This is a genomic window from Collinsella sp. AF18-8LB (assembly GCF_003459795.1).
In the GTDB taxonomy this organism is placed as follows: Bacteria; Actinomycetota; Coriobacteriia; order Coriobacteriales; family Coriobacteriaceae; genus Collinsella.
The window spans coordinates 82,248-98,001 of the sequence record NZ_QRWU01000003.1 but is presented as its reverse complement, the minus strand read 5'-3'; the positions used below and the strand labels follow the sequence as shown (position 1 = coordinate 98,001).

Below are 15,754 nucleotides of genomic sequence, written 5' to 3'. Positions count from 1 at the left end.
GGATGGTAGTCCGTGGGCGGTTCGATGCGATCCGTTACCGCCCCTCCCTTGCCGTGCCCGCGTCCTCTTGTTTCGCTTCCTTCACCTCGGCAAAATAGTTGTACGCGGGCAAATATTTGAGTTTCAAAGCGCACGGTTTATAGCTCTTGTTTTTCACTATGTGCAGCGTGACCGATTTAACGCCTTCCCCGTCCTTCTCCGCTCTCATCTCGGTTATCGTCTCCACATCGTACGAAAGCCGCGTGCTGCCGTTTACATTCATCATGTCTGGTTTGTTGGTTCGCACGGCTTCCTTGCTCATGCTGCTAATTACTATTATGGGTATCTTCAATTCCATCGCCGCGTTAGATAGCAGATCAAGTATTTGGACGGTTTTCTGTCGTTCATCGCCGCTGCCGTTTTTCGGCGCGATTGTCAGCCTTTGCAAGAAGTCAACCACGCACAGGCGCACGTTGCCCCATGCGTACAGGTAGGAGAGAAGCAATTCGACCTCATCGCCCCGAGGGTGGTTGCCTATAAGGTGGTTCTTTTCCAGCTCTTCATAGGAACAATAGTCTTTTAGAATTTCGCGTGCTGCGTCCATGTCTCTGTCTCCGTACTCGTCTACGTACGGTCTTAGATCCAGTAAGTTCTCTAGCATCTGGGAATGGTTTTCACAGGCATTGGGCCTACAGTCCTCGCCAAGTATTTCGCTAATCTCATCGCGCGTCCTGTCGGTCGGTTTCATGAATCTAAACCATGGGCTGCTCCTAAACATCGTCCTTTCAACCTCATCGGCTGCTTTCAGGTAATCGCCCACGATGCCGCCTAAGATCTCCTTAATAGCTTCTAGACACTCCCTCAATTCGCGCTCATGGTTGGCGGGGTTCTTCCTGTAGCGCCCAACGTCCTCTCTGAGTTCGTTTAGCCGTATGAGTTCATCGCTCGGAACGTCTTTGTATTCAAACGGCTTTATGCCAAGTTCCTTTCCATTTAGCAGCGATACGCAACTTGCCAAGCGTGCCCGCACGTCTGGTTCGCTCGTGTCCAAGCCCCAGTAGAGAACTTGTTCGTCTCCCCAGTCGTTTGCTTTATCACTGATAGCCTTTTTGCATATGAACAGGGATTGCGCCGTCTTTCCCGTACTGGGCGGTGCCATGAGTATGTGCACGCCCGCAGCTAAACCGCCGCCCAGCTTTTCATCCAGCGATGGTATACCCGTCTTGAGTCTGGGTATGGCGTTTTTCGCCGCCGTTCCGATAATGCCTGTCGCGTCCGATAACATTTCGTCAATTTCCCGTAGCAGGTCGAGCGATTCGGCGGTTTCGCTGTCGGGTTCATTCCCATCGCCCTCGGTCGCGCCCGTCTCTAGTTTTGCCCCTCCATCGTCCCGCTTCTCGTCCTCGGGTTGCTGGTCGTGGTCGGTGGCGCTTTCCTGCTTCCCATCATGGTCGGCGCTGGGCGTTTCGACCTGCCGCGCGGCTTCTTCTTTGTCCATCAACCGCAAACACTCCCTTTCGATTTCCCTCTGCCGTTCCCGCTCCCTATGCCTTATGAATCGCTTTTGTTCGTAGTACTCGCAATTCAGAGTGAACAGGTGCCACTCAAGCTCGGCTATATCCGCTCGAGTTTTAAGGTCGGTAATCCCCATAGCTGTGAGCCGTCCGAGCACATCATTGAAATACGCGGACTTTTCTCTACGTAATCGCTCCCTTTCCGTCACATCCATTTGGGTGCATCGCCCCCTCTCGTGCCACGCGCGAATACTTCCAGACCGCCCACGTGATTCGCCGTCATGAGCGGCCGGTAGTGGTCGCGCGGTTTTTATTTTTGAAAGTAGGAGTAGGGGTGCTATCGTCCCACCGCGAATAAAGCGGTGGGCGTATAGCAGCCCCCTTCTTCTCTTCTTATGGGTTGGCTGGGCTGAATAACCTACAAACGGCTGCAAAGGTAACCTTTGCGTGAATAACCTTTGATTTGTAGGTTGCTCGGGTTGAATAACCTATATGGGGCATAAGGTTATTTGAATTGAATAACCTATAGACCTCGCGTTATCACGCTTGACCGTTTTGTATCTGCTCTATCAGTTTTTCCAGCGTGTTCTGCTCTTGGTCTGATTTGTCCTTGCTACTACCCTGTTTGCGTATGCACCGCTTCTTGCCTTTGGGCTTGCCCTTGCCTTGCTGCGGTAGCGGCGTGTCGGGCATTAGGTAGTATTCGCTCGCCCTGCCCTTGTGCCCAGCGCTTTTCAGCTCCAAGCCGCGAATATTGCGCCCCTTGGCTGGGTCTGTTTTCTTCAATCTGGTTATCGCTGACGTTACGCCGCCCTCTGAGCAGTTGGCGAACGCTGCCAACTCACTGCGGCTGCGCCACGCGTATTTTCTGCCGTTCTCGTCAGTTTTCGCCCATTGGGCTAGCGCTATGAGTATCAGTATCTCCTTGGCTGAGAAATGGTTGTGCGCCCACGCTCTAGCCCATGCTTCAAATACCTTTGAAAACGGCTCATTTGTATTTGCCGTCATAGATCTGACCCATTAGGCGGCTGTGTCGATGCCGATATATTCGAGCAGTGCCGCCTTGTTGATGCGCCACATGCTCATAACCTTGGCGGCTTTAATCATGCCGCGCTCGCACGCTCGGCAAACCGAACGTTCGCTGCAATCCAGCAGGGTTGCCGCCTGCTTGACGGTCAGAACGAGCGCGTCAGAGTTCAAGATTTCCTCTAGCGTCTCGGCGCTGCGGGCTTTCTCTTGGCGGGCTGTGGTCTTGGTATCAGCGTCCATGTTCTTACCTCTTTCGCTTGTACACGGTCTTACAAGTCGAAAGATACCCGTAGGGGAGAAACGCCGCCGCGCACGTCTGGGCGGCTTTCGTTGCGCTTTCGGCGCAACGGCTGAGCGCCTTATTTTTCCATAGGCGCGTATAGCCCTCTGTAGAAGCGATGCGAATTGTATAAGGCGGCTATAGCCCTGCGGCTACTGCCATGTTGCGCGAATTGTGCAATGACTGCAATTTTCGATTGGGGCAGAAAACACACGGGCTGTTCATATTTGAGATATGGGCACTAATGGGCGCTATGAGCCGTTGCCATGCTCCTGCAACCTCTCGACCATCCGCTCTACAAGCTCTAGGTCGCTGTCGGTCAGGCTGTCGAGCATCTGGGCGATATTCATAACGGCTATCTCGCGCGGGGTGGTTGGCTGATCCAACGTGTTCGCTTCTTCCAGCTCACTTCTAAACCGCTCGGCAACATCCTTGGGCGATCTGGGCGGCGTGGCGCTAATCTCGGCTACGGCTTCCAGTATTTGGTAGATGCGTTCTTGGTCGCGCTCTGATAGACCCTTTAGCGTGTTTAGCCACCTGCTTAGCGTTGAGCGGTCTTTGCCAATACAGTCCGCTACAGCGGCTTGCGATACGCCGTAATGCTTGAATAGAGTCTTTAGCGCCGTCTTGACCGCGCCGTTGGGCAGAAAAGACATTTCATTTGCCATTTGCTCTTTCAGGCGCTCGTCAATCATGGGCGCTAGACCTCCAAGTGCCGCGCGTGTCCCAGCGATGCGCTAGAATGGCGGCGTGTACATTTCCCGTTTGCAGCGCGGGGAGTTACGAAAAAGGGGCGTTCGGCTTTCGAGCGCCCCGACCTGTCTATATTCTATTCTCGCTCGGCGATAGCGCTAGATGGTTGGTATGGCTGGGCTATCGCTTTCAAGCAACGTAGAGGTGCGTTCATCGGTCAAGCCAAGCAGGTAATCGGCTGAGCATCGAAACAGCTTTGTCAGATTCAGCAGCTGTGCCGATGGAATGTCGTGAGTGCCATTTTCCCATTCGCTTACCGTGATTTCGGTTACTGGTGGGGTCAGCGCCGCCCCTAGCTCGATTCGGCTTAGCCCCTTGCGCTCGCGTTCAGATTCTATAAGGGTTTCCATCTGTCTCCGTCCTTCCACGGTTCCGCTCTATGCCGCGTTTCTCGGGTATGCCCTGTCCATCGCCTTTCGTGCGTTGGCTATCTCCCTGTCCAGCAATTCGGCTAGATCTCTTAGCTGTGCCCCTTCCAGCGATTCGTTGCTGTCGAACTTGCCCATCAGTTCCGTCAGCGTTTCGAGTGTGCAGATAGAGCCGCGCAACTCGTTAATGTCTGCATCGCCCATGACCCATACGGTTTCGTTCGTCTTGTCGCTCACTTCTCTTACCTTCCTAGTCCTCGGTTCCCGTCCTGTTCAGCTCGATAACTGAGCCGTCCTTGGCGTGCTGGGCAACGTCTGCCATGTACGCCTGCTCGACCACAGCCGCGCCGCGCTTCTTGGCTTCTTTGTCGGCGCTCGCGTATATGTTCAGCGTCATAGCTGCGTTGGCGTGTCCCATCATGCTCGCCACGGTCTTAATATCCGTGCCTGCCGTAACCGCCGCCGTTGCGAACGTATGGCGCAGGTCATGGAACGTTGGGCGGTTGCCCTCCGTACCGATAAGCTCCAAAGCGTCAGCCGCAATCCTCCACCTGTGCGAAAGATAGTGGGGCTGCATAAACGAGCCGTCAGCGCCGCCCGTCACGTACATGTTTTCATCGAACGGAACGCCCAACTCTAGGCACTCGGCTTTGGCGTTGGCTAGGCGTGCCGTGAGCATGTCGGCGATGATGGAGGGGGCGTACAGCTCGCGCCTGCTGCCGCCCGTCTTGGGTTCCTTCACGTACCACTTTGAGCCGTCACGCCCTATGGTGCGCTCGATGCTAACGGTTCCCTCGTCCAGATCCACGCACTTCCACGTCAGTCCGCATATCTCGCCCTCGCGCAAGCCCATATACATTGCTAGGGCAAACCCAACGTTTAGGGGCTTGTCGGGGTCTAGGGCAATGAACTGCGCTACCTTGGCGCGTCCCTTTGCATCTAGGGCGTTGGGGTTCCTGTGCGCCTGCTGGGGGTTCTTAACGCCGCGCGTGGGGTCTTTAACGAGCCTGTCGCGGTCTACCGCCTGCCGCATGGCTGAGCGCAGGTTGGTTAGGCACTTCTTCACCGTGGACGGTGAATACTTCTTGCTGAGCTTCGTAACCCATGCCGCCACATCGTCTGGGGTCAGCTCGTCCAGCTCTATTTTCCCGATGCTGGGCGCAATGTAGCTTTTGAGTATGCGCCTTAGCTCGTTGGCTGATGAACGCTCGATGCTGTTCGCTCGTTCCTCCACGTACTTTCCGAAATACTCGGCTACCGTCTCGTGGTTTTCAGGTGCCTGTTCAGCCTGTTCGTTCAGCTGTTGGCGGATCGCTTCGGCTTCAATCATCGCCATGTTCTGCATCTTGGCAGACGGTTTACCGCCACGTCCTTTTCCGTGCCCCTCCGTCTTTAGGGTTACGGTCTTTTGCTTGCGCTTTCCGTCCTCGTCTTTGTAGGAGAAGTACGCCCGCCACTTTTCGGCTGTTACATTTCCCTCTTTGTCTTTCCTAACGTAAGGAAAAACTGAACAGGAGTTGTACATTTCCCCAGTTGGTTCCATGTGTTCCGCCTTCATTTCCGTGTAACACGCCGTGTAACAAACGTGTAACAACTTGCGTTGACTGAACTATAAAACATAGTCTTTTTAGACGCAACAGACAGAGAAATAGCAGGTAGAGCGAACGCGTTTTTGCAGGTAGACGGCTTGGTGCAAATAGTCGCAACACTTCCAAGCTGATGACGCGGGTTCGATTCCCGTCGCCCGCTCCATAAGAATTGTTTTAACGGCTTTGGTTTCCTTTGGGAATCAGAGCTGTTTTTGTTTACGCGCCGGGCGACGGGAATCGAACCCGTCAGGGTGCGGAGCTGAGAAAAAGCGTGAGCATTTTCCAGCGCAGCACGCAAGGGCCGAAGGCCCGCAGCGAAACAAGGATTTGCGAAGCAAATCCTTGGACTTCCCGTCGCCCGCTCCAAGCTATATAATCGCAGGCCAATATGCTAATTTGGCTCGCGTTTGTTTTTCCCATCTTCGCGGGACATGTTTATGACCAATGTTTGTCCCACATCGTACGAAAGTAGTGATTGCCATGGCACAAAGTAAGGCAGAATATCCCACTCCCGACTGCCTGGCGCCCGCCGCGATCGAGGCCAAGACCGAGGCTGCCGGTGTTGCCAAGGCCAGCCTGCCGGTCTCGAAGGCCTTTTTGCTCGCCATGTTCGCCGGCGCGTTTATCGCCTTCGGCGGCCTGTTCTTCACGGTCTTTCTGAGCGATCCCACGCTTGGCTGGGGCGCCCAGCGCTTCGTGGGCGGTCTTGCTTTTTGCCTGGGACTGGTGCTCGTGCTCATTTGCGGCGCGGAGCTGTTTACCGGTAACTCGCTTATGGTCTGCGCGCTTAAGAGCAAAAAGATCACGCTCGTCCAGATGCTCAAGGCTTGGACTATTGTGTGGACCGGCAACTTTGCCGGCGCCCTGTTCGTTGTCTTTTTGATTTACATGGCAGCTATTTATAAGCTCAACGGCGAGGCCGTCGCCAACACCATGGTGAGCGTCGCCGCCGGTAAGGTTACGATCGACGCCGTTACCATCTTCTTCCGCGGCATTCTGTGCAACATCTTTGTCTGCCTTGCCGTATGGATCGGCACTGCCGGCAAGACCGTGGTCGATAAGGTCGTGGGCATTTTGCTGCCTATCGCTGCCTTTGTGGCCTGCGGTTTTGAGCACTGCGTTGCCAACATGTACTTTTTGCCCATGGGCATTTTGATGCATTCCTGCGGCTATGGAGCCGATGTCGCCGGCGCCGATGCCCTCAACGCCGCCGGGCTGGCGCTCAACCTTTCGGTCGCCACGCTGGGCAATATCGTGGGCGGCGCCCTGATCGTGGCGCTGGGCTACTGGTTTATTTACACCAATAAAGAGGCCTAAAGGACCCAACCCATAACCGACCAAAAAGGGACAGGTTTATTTTGGCAGGTTTTGGACGAGGCGCTTCGCCGTCTTGTCGCGAGCTGCCATAATGGACCTGTCCCTTTTGCATACGTCTCGTCACATTTTGGCCGATGACGACCAAAGGGGACCCGCTATTTATTGAACATGTCGAAAGGCTTTCCATGAGCGACTGCGAATCCACGCCTGCCGAGGTGCGCGACCGCCTGCGCTCCATTCCCGCCGCTCACGAGCTGCTGGCCGAGTGGCCGGTCATGAAGGCTGCCGGCGATGCGGGCGACATGATTGTGCGCGAGGCGATTGATGCCGAGCTCGATGCCGAGCGCGAGGCGATCCGCTCTGGCACCCCCGCTAGGAATAAGCGCGAGCTCGCCTTGGCCATCGAGCAGCGGTGCCACCGACTGTCGCTGCCGACCCTGCGCCCTGCCGTCAACGCGACGGGCGTTGTGATTCACACCAATCTGGGCCGCGCTCCGCTTGCTCCCGCAGCGGTGCAGGCGGTGACCGATGTCGCCCGCGGCTACAGCACGCTTGAGTATGACGTCGCGACCTGTGCCCGTGGGGGCCGCAAAGAGCACGCCGCGCGTCTGCTGCGCAAGCTTCGCGAGGCTCAGTGCGAAGAGGCCGTGGAGCTGCAGGTTGTCGAGGGCGCCTCTACTCCCGGCGGCGGATCGCTGCCGACTGTCGAGCTCCCAACATTTTGCGTGCCGTCTGCCCTGTCGATGGGCGCCTATCCGCCGATGGCCTAAAGCGCGCCTTGGTTCAGGAGCCCGATACGCCGGTCGTGACACGCGTGCGGCACGACCAGGTGCTGTTTGACGTTCGCACGCTTTTGCACGACACCGACCTTGATCTATGTGCGTCTGCGTTGGTGGATGCCGTGCGGGCAGGTTTGCGCCGATGACGGCGCGCGAGCTTGTCGAATGTCCCGTTGTCGTTGGAACAGCGGGACACGTCGACCACGGAAAGTCGGCCCTTATCGAGGCACTGACCGGCAAAGATCCCGACCGTCTGGAGGTCGAACGCCGCCGAGGCATGACTACAGAGCTCGGTTTTGGCGAGCTCGAGCTTCCCGGTGGCAAGATTGTCGGCCTGGTCGACGTGTCCGGGCATGCGCACTATCTGCGCGCCATGGTGCAGGGCGCCACCGGCGTGGACGTAGCGTTACTGGTGGTTTCGGCCGTTGAGGGCGTGATGCCGCAGACCCGCGAGCACGTTCGGGTTCTGGAGCTGTTGGGTGTGACGCGCATGGTCGTCGCGCTCACGATGCGCGATTTGGCCGACGACGAGATTGCCACGCTGGCGGAGCTCGATGTCGAGGCGTTTCTGGACGGGACCGTGTTTGCGGGGGCGTCGATAGTGCCGGTGTCCTCCAAGACGGGCGAGGGCCTGGACGAGCTGCTTACGGCGCTCGATAACGCGGTTCGCTCGTGCTGGTCGGAGCACCTGGAGGCAGCCGTGGGCTCGGGCGCCGCGCCCCGTCTTCCCATCGACCGTTGCTTTAGCATCCGCGGCATCGGAACCGTCGTGACGGGTACGCTGCACGACGGTCCCGTTTCGGTTGGCGATGAGCTCGTTGCGCTGCCGTCGCAAACGCGCTGTCGCGTGCGCGGGGGCAGGTTCACGGGGATACCCAGTGCGCGGTTCCCGGCCAGCGCGTCGCCCTGAACCTGGTGGGCGATGGCGTGGCGGGCCTCAAGCGCGGCGAGATGCTCGGCGTCGAGGGTCGCGTGGGCCAGACGCTGCGCTTTTTGATGCAACTGACATATGTGGGGCGCGATGGCGTGCGATCCGGCGTTCTTGCTTCGGGTACGCGCATGCACGTCATGGCGGGCACGGCCGAGGTGCTCGGCCGCATTATGCTTTTGGACGACGAGCCGCCCCTCGCGGTCGGCGAGACGCGTGTGGTGCAGGTGCGCCTGGAACGGCCGCTGCCGTTGCGCGTCGGCGATCAGGCCGTCATTCTGTCGTATTCGCCAGTTTCGCTGCTTGGTGGCGGACGCGTCCTGCTTTCGCACTGTCGCCGCGCGCGGGCTCTGTCGGCGGGGGAGCGCGCGTGGCGTGTGCACCGTCGAAGGTGCCGAGGTGATCGACCCGCATTCCGCTGCTGCGGCGATACGCGTGGTACGCGAGGCTGGCCAGCGTATCGTTGCCCTGCTGGACGAGGCTGGTCTTAATGCGCCGACGCTTCCCGAGGTGGGCGAGCAGCTTCAGCTCGATCGCGACACCATGACGCGTGCACTGCGCGAGCTTTCGCTCAACCGCTCGATCGTTAAGGTCGAGCGTGACGTTGCCTTGTCCGCCGCCGAGGCTCATGCGCGTGAGGTTGTTGCGACGGCTATCGAGGCTTCCAGCGGCGCTGCCACCACGAGTGTGCTGCGCGAAGCCCTGGGCGTATCGCGCAAGCGAGCCATTAGCATCTTGGAGCACCTGGATGCCGTGCGCTTTACGGTGCTCGACAAGGAGGCCGGCGGTCTGAGATCGCTGCGCTTGCGGTTTCCGCATTGCTCTTTTCGATTGCGGCATATTCGGTTTGGTAAAATACCGCCACGCTTGGGAACGGATGGGCTCCGGTGGGCCCTGCGGTCCTCAAAACCGTTGCGAGGCGTGCAAAACGTCTTGGATGTGTTCGATTTGCATACGTTCCCGCCAACGCATCGCGCCAAAACCACCACAAAGGTGCCTGTCCCCTTTGTGGTGGTTTCGATACGCGCGAGAAACAGCTTCGAAACACGCGATTTGCACGTCAGGCGGTCAAAAACCCATCTACCTGCATCGTAATCAAAATGAAACATCCGCCCGCGGTCTTATTCGTAACTTTGCCGCAACAGTGCGATATTATCCATACACGATAAAGCTCGCGGCGCATAGGGTGCCGCGACCGACACTTTTCGTTTCCCATCATTGGAGGAAGCATGAGCTACACGCAGAAAGTTCTCGAAGAGCTCAAGGCCCGCTATCCCGAGCAGCCTGAGTTCATCCAGGCCGCGACCGAGATCCTCGGCACCATCCAGCCGGCGCTCGACGCCCACCCCGAGTACGAGGAGGCCGCCCTGCTTGAGCGCCTCGTCGAGCCCGAGCGCATCGTCATGTTCCGTGTTCCCTGGGTCGACGACCAGGGTAAGGTTCAGGTCAACCGCGGTTACCGCGTCGAGTTCAACTCTGCCATTGGACCCTACAAGGGCGGCCTGCGCTTTAACCCGACGGTCACCTTGGGTATGCTCAAGTTCCTGGGTCTGGAGCAGATTCTTAAGAACAGCCTGACCACCCTTCCCATGGGCGGCGGCAAGGGCGGCTCCGACTTTGACCCCAAGGGCAAGTCCAACAACGAGATCATGCACTTCTGCCAGTCCTTCATGACCGAGCTCTATCGTCACATCGGCCCCAACACCGACGTCCCCGCCGGCGACCTGGGCGTTGGCGGCCGCGAGGTTGCCTACATGTTCGGTCAGTACAAGCGCCTGACCAACGAGTGGACCGGCGTCCTCACCGGCAAGGGCCTCTCCTTTGGCGGCTCGCTCGCCCGTACCGAGGCCACCGGCTACGGCCTGGTCTACTTTGTGGACGAGTACCTCAAGAGCCGCGGCGACTCCTTCGAGGGCAAGAACGTCGTCGTTCACGGCTCCGGCAACGTCGCTATCTACGCCGTCCAGAAGGTTTCCCAGCTCGGCGGCAAGGTGCTGGCCTGCTCCGATACCCACGGCTGGGTCGAGGATCCCGACGGCATCGACTACTCCGTGCTCGAGCACGTCTACAACCAGAAGCGTTCCGGTCACGATAAGGGCGTCACGCTCGCCATGTATGTTGACGAGAAGCCCAACGCCGTGTGGCACGAGGGCGACGGCCGCGGCGTGTGGCAGCTGCCCTGCGACATCGCGCTGCCCTGTGCTCGCGAGAACACGCTGCTGCTCGAGGACGCCCAGGCGCTCGTCGCCAACGGCTGCAAGGTAGTCGGCGAGGGCGCAAACATGCCCACGACCATCGAGGCCACGACCTACTTCCAGGAGAACGGCGTCACCTTTATGCCTGGTAAGGCTGCCAACGCCGGTGGCGTGCTCGTGTCCGGCCTGGAGATGAGCCAGAACGCCGAGCACCTGTCCTGGACCTTCGAGGAGGTCGACGGTAAGCTCGAGCAGCTCATGCGCGGCATGTTCCACAACGTTGACGACACCGCCAAGGAGTATGGCCAGGAGGGCAACTTTGTCATGGGCGCCAACATCGCCGGCTTCCTGAAGGTCGCCGACGCCATGCTCGCTCAGGGCGTCTGCTAAATCCAGCTCAACATAGCTCCGTTCAGCACCAGCTGATGCACCTAAGGCTCTCGACCATATCGGCCGGGAGCCTTTTTCTATGGTGGCGAGGGTCGTGCGCCCTCGTTTGGTACACTTAGAGGTACTGGACAAGTAAAGAGATGGGGGAGAACTTACTCAAGTTCGGTACCTACGTCCGTGTTGGAAACGCGGCCGAAGCCTATGAGCTCTTGCAGTAAAACCGCAACAACAAGATTGTGGGCGGCGGCATCTGGATGCGCCTGGGATCGCGTCGCGTGGCGACGGCGATTGACCTTTCGGCCTGCGGACTCGATCAGATCGAGGAGACCGAGACCGAGTTTCGCATCGGCGCCATGTGCACCCTGCGCCAGCTCGAGCGCCATGCCGAGCTCAACACGCTCGTCAACAATGTGTTTGAGTTTGCCGTCTACGACATTGTGGGCGTGCAGCTGCGCAATACCGCCACGGTGGGTGGCAGCATCTACGGCCGCTTTGGCTTCTCGGACGTGCTCTCCGCCTTCCTCGCGCTCGATTCCTATGTTGAGCTGACGGGTGCCGGCCGCGTGCCGCTCGCCGAGTTCGTGGACATGGGTTACGTGCGCGACGTGATCGAGCACATCGTGGTCGTCAAACACGACTACCGCGCGAGCTACGAGGCCGTACGCTTTAGCTACCCACACTTCGAATTTGGCCCCGAGCTCGAACGCCTTGGTGGGGTAGATAAAATAGCCCCGTCCCAAATTAGCTACCCTGAGCCATCGGCAACTCGTGGTGAGGTCGTGAGCCTGTAAAACGTGTGCGTGCGCTTGCCGTTCGTATCTGCTATCATTCCTAGTCTGTGCGCTCATGCGGGCGTGGCGGAATTGGTAGACGCGCCAGATTTAGGTTCTGGTGGGATTCCCGTGAAGGTTCGAGTCCTTTCGCCCGCACCAACGCACTTGCGTCGGCTCCCGCCGTCGCGACTCTTTGTTGCATAAAAGGTACCAGCACCTCAGATAAGCTGGGCAGTATGAGGAGGAACGTGTTGAACATCACCGCTTCTGACGTCAAGGACGCCAAGCTCACCGCTACGGTCACCATCCCGGCCGCCGACGTCGACGCCGCGATCAAGAAGGCCTACAAGGAGACCGCCAAGAAGTACCGCTTCCCGGGCTTCCGCGCCGGTAAGGCCCCTCGTCCGGTCATCGACTCTGCTCTTGGCGCCGAGGCTACCCTCGCTCAGGCCACCAACGACCTGATCGCCGCCAACGAGCCCGCCGTCCTCAACGAGCTGGACATCGTCCCCACCAAGAGCGGTGACTACAAGGAGCTCGACCTCGCCAAGGATCACGAGGACTACACTTACACCGTCGAGTTCTCCCTGCGTCCCGCCGCTGAGCTCTCCTCCTTCGACGCCGTCGAGATCGAGATGCCTCCCGCGGAGGTCACCGAGTCCGAGATCAACAACCAGGTCGAGATGCTCCTCAACTACCGTGCCACCTTCGAGGACGTCGAGGGTCGCGCCGTCGAGGCTGACGACTATGTGACCGTCGACCTCAAGGCCGTCGAGAACGCTGATAACTTCGCCGCCGAGGGCCGTATGCTCATCGCCGGTAGCGACAGCAACCCCAAGGAGTTCAACGAGGCCCTGATCGGCGCTAACGTTGACGACGTCAAGACCGTCACCTGGACCGACGAGGTCGAGGAGGGCGAGGAGGCCGAGACCCACACCGTCGAGGTCACCGTCAAGGGCATCAAGGTCCGCAACACCCCCGAGCTCACCGACGAGCTCGTCAAGTCCGACTTTGGCTTCGACAGCATCGACGCCATGCGCGACGCCATCAAGCTCGAGATCGAGCAGGACAAGGCTTCCCGCCTCCCGGCCGAGAAGGAGAACCGTTGCGTCTCCGCTCTCGCCGAGCGTCTGCAGCTCGAGGAGATGGACGCCGACTACGAGCAATCCGTCTTTGAGGAGCTTGGCCAGAACTTCCTGTCCAACCTCGCTGCCCGCGGCATGACCCTGGACACTTGGCTGCCCGCTTCCGGTCTGACCATGGAGCAGTTCATCGGCGACCTGCACAAGCAGGCCAACGACGTTGCCCGTGAGTCCCTGGCGCTCGACGCCCTCGCCCGTGAGCTCAAAATCGAGGTCACCGAGGACGACATCAACGCCGAGTTCGAGAAGGCCGGCGTCAAGGACGTCGAGGCTTCCAAGGCCGAGTTCATCGCCGATGGCCGTATGCCCGCCGTCCGCGAGTCCATCCGTCGCTCCAAGGCCGTCGATCACCTGGTCGAGAACGCCAAGGTGACCGAGGTCGACGAGACCGCCAAGGACGCCGAGTAATTCTCGCCACCTTGTTCGCGAGCGCATGCGTGTGCCCGTGATGGGGTAAAGTTATAAGCCGGTTATCCGGTTGCTTCGTACGGTGCCAGCCAATGCATAGCATGCGGGCACCGTACGTTTATCTAGAACCAATTTGGTCCGCAAGAGAGAAATGGAGATGCGTATGATCGCTAAGTTCGATTCCGCCCTCGTGCCATACGTTATCGAGCAGACGCCGCGCGGTGAGCGCAGTTACGATATCTATTCGCGCCTGCTCAACGACCGCATCATCTTCTTGGGCGAGGAGATCAACTCTGTCAGTGCCAACCTGGTCGTTGCCCAGCTGCTGCATCTTGAGAGCCAGGATGCCGAGAAGGATATCTCGCTCTACATCAATTCGCCCGGTGGCGAGGTATACTCCGGCCTGGCGATTCTTGACACCATGAACTTTATCAAGCCGCAGGTCTCCACCATCTGTGTCGGTATGGCCGCGTCTATGGCCGCCGTGCTTCTTTCGGCCGGCGCCAAGGGCAAGCGCTTCTGCTTGCCGCACTCCAAGGTCATGATTCACCAGCCCAGCGGTGGCGCCCAGGGCCAGCAGACCGAGATTGAGATCGTTGCCGAGGAGATCAAGAAGACCCGTCGCGAGCTCAACCAGATCCTGTCCGATGCCTCGGGCCAGCCCATCGAGAAGGTCCAGGCCGATACCGAGCGCGACAACTACCTGACCGCTGCCGAGGCCCTCGACTACGGTCTGATCGACCGTATCGTCACCTCGCGCGATCTCGCCGCGAAGGATGCCTAGGATGGCAGGTAACATGCAGGATAACTTCGACGAGAACGGAAACCCCATCCGCTGCTCCTTCTGCGGAAAAGAGCAGGGTCAGGTTCGCCGCCTTGTTAAGGGTCCGACCAACATCTTTATCTGCGACGAGTGCGTTGCCGCCTGCTCCGAGATTTTGGAGGAGTCGCTGGCTTCGGACTTTATGGACGCCGCCCGCAACGGCAAGCTGCCGGGCTTTCTCAACGACCACGGCCAGGCTGCGTCTCAGCCCGCTGTGGATACCGAGGCCGAGGGCTTTGAGCTCGAGGACGATATGCGTCAGGTCATTACGCGCGTGCCGACGCCGCACGAGATCTATGCCGAGCTTTCGGCCTATGTCATGGGCCAGGAAGACGCCAAGCGCGCCATGTCGGTTGCCGTGTACAACCACTACCGCCGCGTGATTGAGGGCGGCGCTGCGCTTTCGGCCTTTGACGACGGCTCGGACGCGCAGCTCGACGACGATATGGACGAGGTGGAGCTCGCCAAGTCCAACATTTTGCTGCTCGGTCCCACCGGTACCGGTAAGACCCTGCTTGCCCAGACGCTCGCGCGCATCCTCGAGGTGCCGTTTGCCATCGCCGACGCCACCGCGCTCACCGAGGCCGGTTACGTGGGCGAGGACGTGGAGAACATCCTGCTCAAGCTCATCAACGCTGCCGATGGCGATATCGAGCGCGCACAGGTGGGCATCATCTATGTGGACGAGATCGACAAGATCGCCCGCAAGGCCGAGAACCTGTCCATCACCCGCGATGTTTCGGGCGAGGGCGTTCAGCAGGCACTGCTTAAGATTCTTGAGGGCACGGTGGCAAGCGTTCCGCCCACCGGCGGCCGCAAGCATCCCCAGCAGGAGCTGCTGCAGATCGACACGACCAACATCCTGTTCATCTGCGGCGGTGCCTTTGTGGGCCTGGATAAGATCATCGCCGACCGTGTTGGCAACAAGGGCGTGGGCTTTAACTCCGAGATCGCCGGCCCCACTTCGGTCGACGAGAACGACCTGCTGCGTCAGGTGCTCCCGCAGGACCTCAACGCCTTTGGCATGATCCCCGAGTTTGTGGGACGTACGCCGGTCGTCACCCAGACGCAAGCGCTCGACGAGGACGACCTGGTGTCGATCCTGACCGAGCCCAAGAACGCCGTGGTGCGCCAGTACCGTAAGATGTTCCAGCTCGAGGACGTTGAGCTTGAGTTTGAGGACGCGGCCCTGCACGAGATCGCCCGCATGGCACTTGCCCGCAAGACCGGCGCCCGCGGCCTGCGCTCCATCTGCGAGGACGTGCTGCAGCAGACGATGTTCGATCTGCCCAGCGAGGAAGGCGTCACCAAGGTCATCGTGACCGAAGCCTCCGTAAAGGGCGACGAGCAGCCCCAGCGCTTCTACGGCTAAACCAGCCAAATACGTGCTTGCAAATAGCCTCCGACCACCCGCGGTCGGAGGCTATTTTATATATACGCAATAACCCCAACTACCTGTGCTATTCTGTGTGTTTGTTTAAGCCAAA

The 15,754-nt window shown here is 59.1% G+C and carries 16 protein-coding genes, 2 tRNA genes and 1 pseudogene; 12 read left to right on the top strand and 7 right to left on the bottom strand.

Features of this window, described 5'->3' with window-relative positions:
* Window positions 1-34 precede the first annotated feature (34 nt).
* The 7 genes from DWX25_RS05115 to DWX25_RS05085 all read right to left on the bottom strand — a co-directional run bounded on the left by DWX25_RS05115 (window position 35) and on the right by DWX25_RS05085 (window position 5,466).
* Window positions 35-1,708, bottom strand: a complete 1,674-nt coding sequence (locus DWX25_RS05115; protein ID WP_117799194.1) for a DnaB-like helicase C-terminal domain-containing protein — start codon at window positions 1,706-1,708, stop codon at window positions 35-37.
* Window positions 1,709-2,033: 325 nt separating this feature from the next.
* Entirely contained in the window at window positions 2,034-2,501 is a 468-nt protein-coding gene (locus DWX25_RS05110) for a hypothetical protein (RefSeq protein WP_117799193.1), read from the bottom strand.
* 12 nt (window positions 2,502-2,513) lie between these two features.
* Entirely contained in the window at window positions 2,514-2,762 is a 249-nt protein-coding gene (locus DWX25_RS05105; protein ID WP_117799192.1) for a helix-turn-helix domain-containing protein, read from the bottom strand.
* A gap of 291 nt (window positions 2,763-3,053) precedes the next feature.
* Window positions 3,054-3,497 (bottom strand): helix-turn-helix transcriptional regulator, encoded by a 444-nt coding sequence (locus DWX25_RS05100; protein ID WP_117799191.1) that lies wholly within the window; start codon window positions 3,495-3,497, stop codon window positions 3,054-3,056.
* Between the two features lie 156 nt (window positions 3,498-3,653).
* Window positions 3,654-3,905: a helix-turn-helix domain-containing protein gene (locus DWX25_RS05095; RefSeq protein ID WP_117799190.1), complete on the bottom strand. Its 252-nt coding sequence runs from the start codon at window positions 3,903-3,905 to the stop codon at window positions 3,654-3,656.
* 27 nt (window positions 3,906-3,932) lie between these two features.
* Window positions 3,933-4,160, bottom strand: a complete 228-nt coding sequence (locus tag DWX25_RS05090) for a hypothetical protein (protein ID WP_117799189.1) — start codon at window positions 4,158-4,160, stop codon at window positions 3,933-3,935.
* 13 nt (window positions 4,161-4,173) lie between these two features.
* Window positions 4,174-5,466, bottom strand: a complete 1,293-nt coding sequence (locus tag DWX25_RS05085; RefSeq protein WP_158557588.1) for a tyrosine-type recombinase/integrase — start codon at window positions 5,464-5,466, stop codon at window positions 4,174-4,176.
* Window positions 5,467-5,992: 526 nt separating this feature from the next.
* Between DWX25_RS05085 and DWX25_RS05080 the strand changes: the two genes are divergently transcribed.
* The 12 genes and pseudogenes from DWX25_RS05080 (at window position 5,993) to clpX (ending at window position 15,639) form a co-directional block, all read left to right on the top strand.
* Window positions 5,993-6,829 (top strand): formate/nitrite transporter family protein, encoded by an 837-nt coding sequence (locus DWX25_RS05080; protein WP_117799231.1) that lies wholly within the window; start codon window positions 5,993-5,995, stop codon window positions 6,827-6,829.
* Window positions 6,830-7,014: 185 nt separating this feature from the next.
* The gene (locus DWX25_RS05075) at window positions 7,015-7,599 is read left to right on the top strand and encodes a hypothetical protein (protein WP_199412321.1); all 585 of its coding nucleotides are present in this window, start codon (window positions 7,015-7,017) and stop codon (window positions 7,597-7,599) included.
* A gap of 151 nt (window positions 7,600-7,750) precedes the next feature.
* Window positions 7,751-8,518, top strand: a complete 768-nt coding sequence (locus DWX25_RS05070; RefSeq protein WP_158558446.1) for a GTP-binding protein — start codon at window positions 7,751-7,753, stop codon at window positions 8,516-8,518.
* 17 nt (window positions 8,519-8,535) lie between these two features.
* Window positions 8,536-9,027 (top strand): hypothetical protein, encoded by a 492-nt coding sequence (locus tag DWX25_RS09670; protein WP_233505254.1) that lies wholly within the window; start codon window positions 8,536-8,538, stop codon window positions 9,025-9,027.
* 52 nt (window positions 9,028-9,079) lie between these two features.
* Window positions 9,080-9,292, top strand: a pseudogene (locus DWX25_RS09795) (SelB C-terminal domain-containing protein); the annotation flags it as partial.
* Between the two features lie 113 nt (window positions 9,293-9,405).
* Window positions 9,406-9,502: transfer RNA gene (locus tag DWX25_RS09450), tRNA-Sec, on the top strand.
* Window positions 9,503-9,765: 263 nt separating this feature from the next.
* Window positions 9,766-11,121, top strand: coding sequence for an NADP-specific glutamate dehydrogenase (gdhA, locus tag DWX25_RS05060; RefSeq protein WP_117799185.1), 1,356 nt, complete (start codon window positions 9,766-9,768; stop codon window positions 11,119-11,121).
* Between the two features lie 236 nt (window positions 11,122-11,357).
* Entirely contained in the window at window positions 11,358-11,912 is a 555-nt protein-coding gene (locus DWX25_RS05055; RefSeq protein ID WP_199412320.1) for an FAD binding domain-containing protein, read from the top strand.
* Between the two features lie 57 nt (window positions 11,913-11,969).
* Window positions 11,970-12,053: transfer RNA gene (locus DWX25_RS05050), tRNA-Leu, on the top strand.
* An 89-nt stretch (window positions 12,054-12,142) separates the two neighbouring features.
* Entirely contained in the window at window positions 12,143-13,444 is a 1,302-nt protein-coding gene (tig, locus tag DWX25_RS05045; protein ID WP_233505253.1) for a trigger factor, read from the top strand.
* A gap of 163 nt (window positions 13,445-13,607) precedes the next feature.
* Entirely contained in the window at window positions 13,608-14,228 is a 621-nt protein-coding gene (locus tag DWX25_RS05040; RefSeq protein WP_022095182.1) for an ATP-dependent Clp protease proteolytic subunit, read from the top strand.
* A gap of 1 nt (window position 14,229) precedes the next feature.
* Window positions 14,230-15,639 carry an ATP-dependent Clp protease ATP-binding subunit ClpX gene (gene clpX / locus DWX25_RS05035; RefSeq protein WP_117799183.1) on the top strand — a complete coding sequence of 470 codons (1,410 nt, stop codon included), beginning with the start codon at window positions 14,230-14,232 and terminating at the stop codon, window positions 15,637-15,639.
* Window positions 15,640-15,754 lie beyond the last annotated feature (115 nt).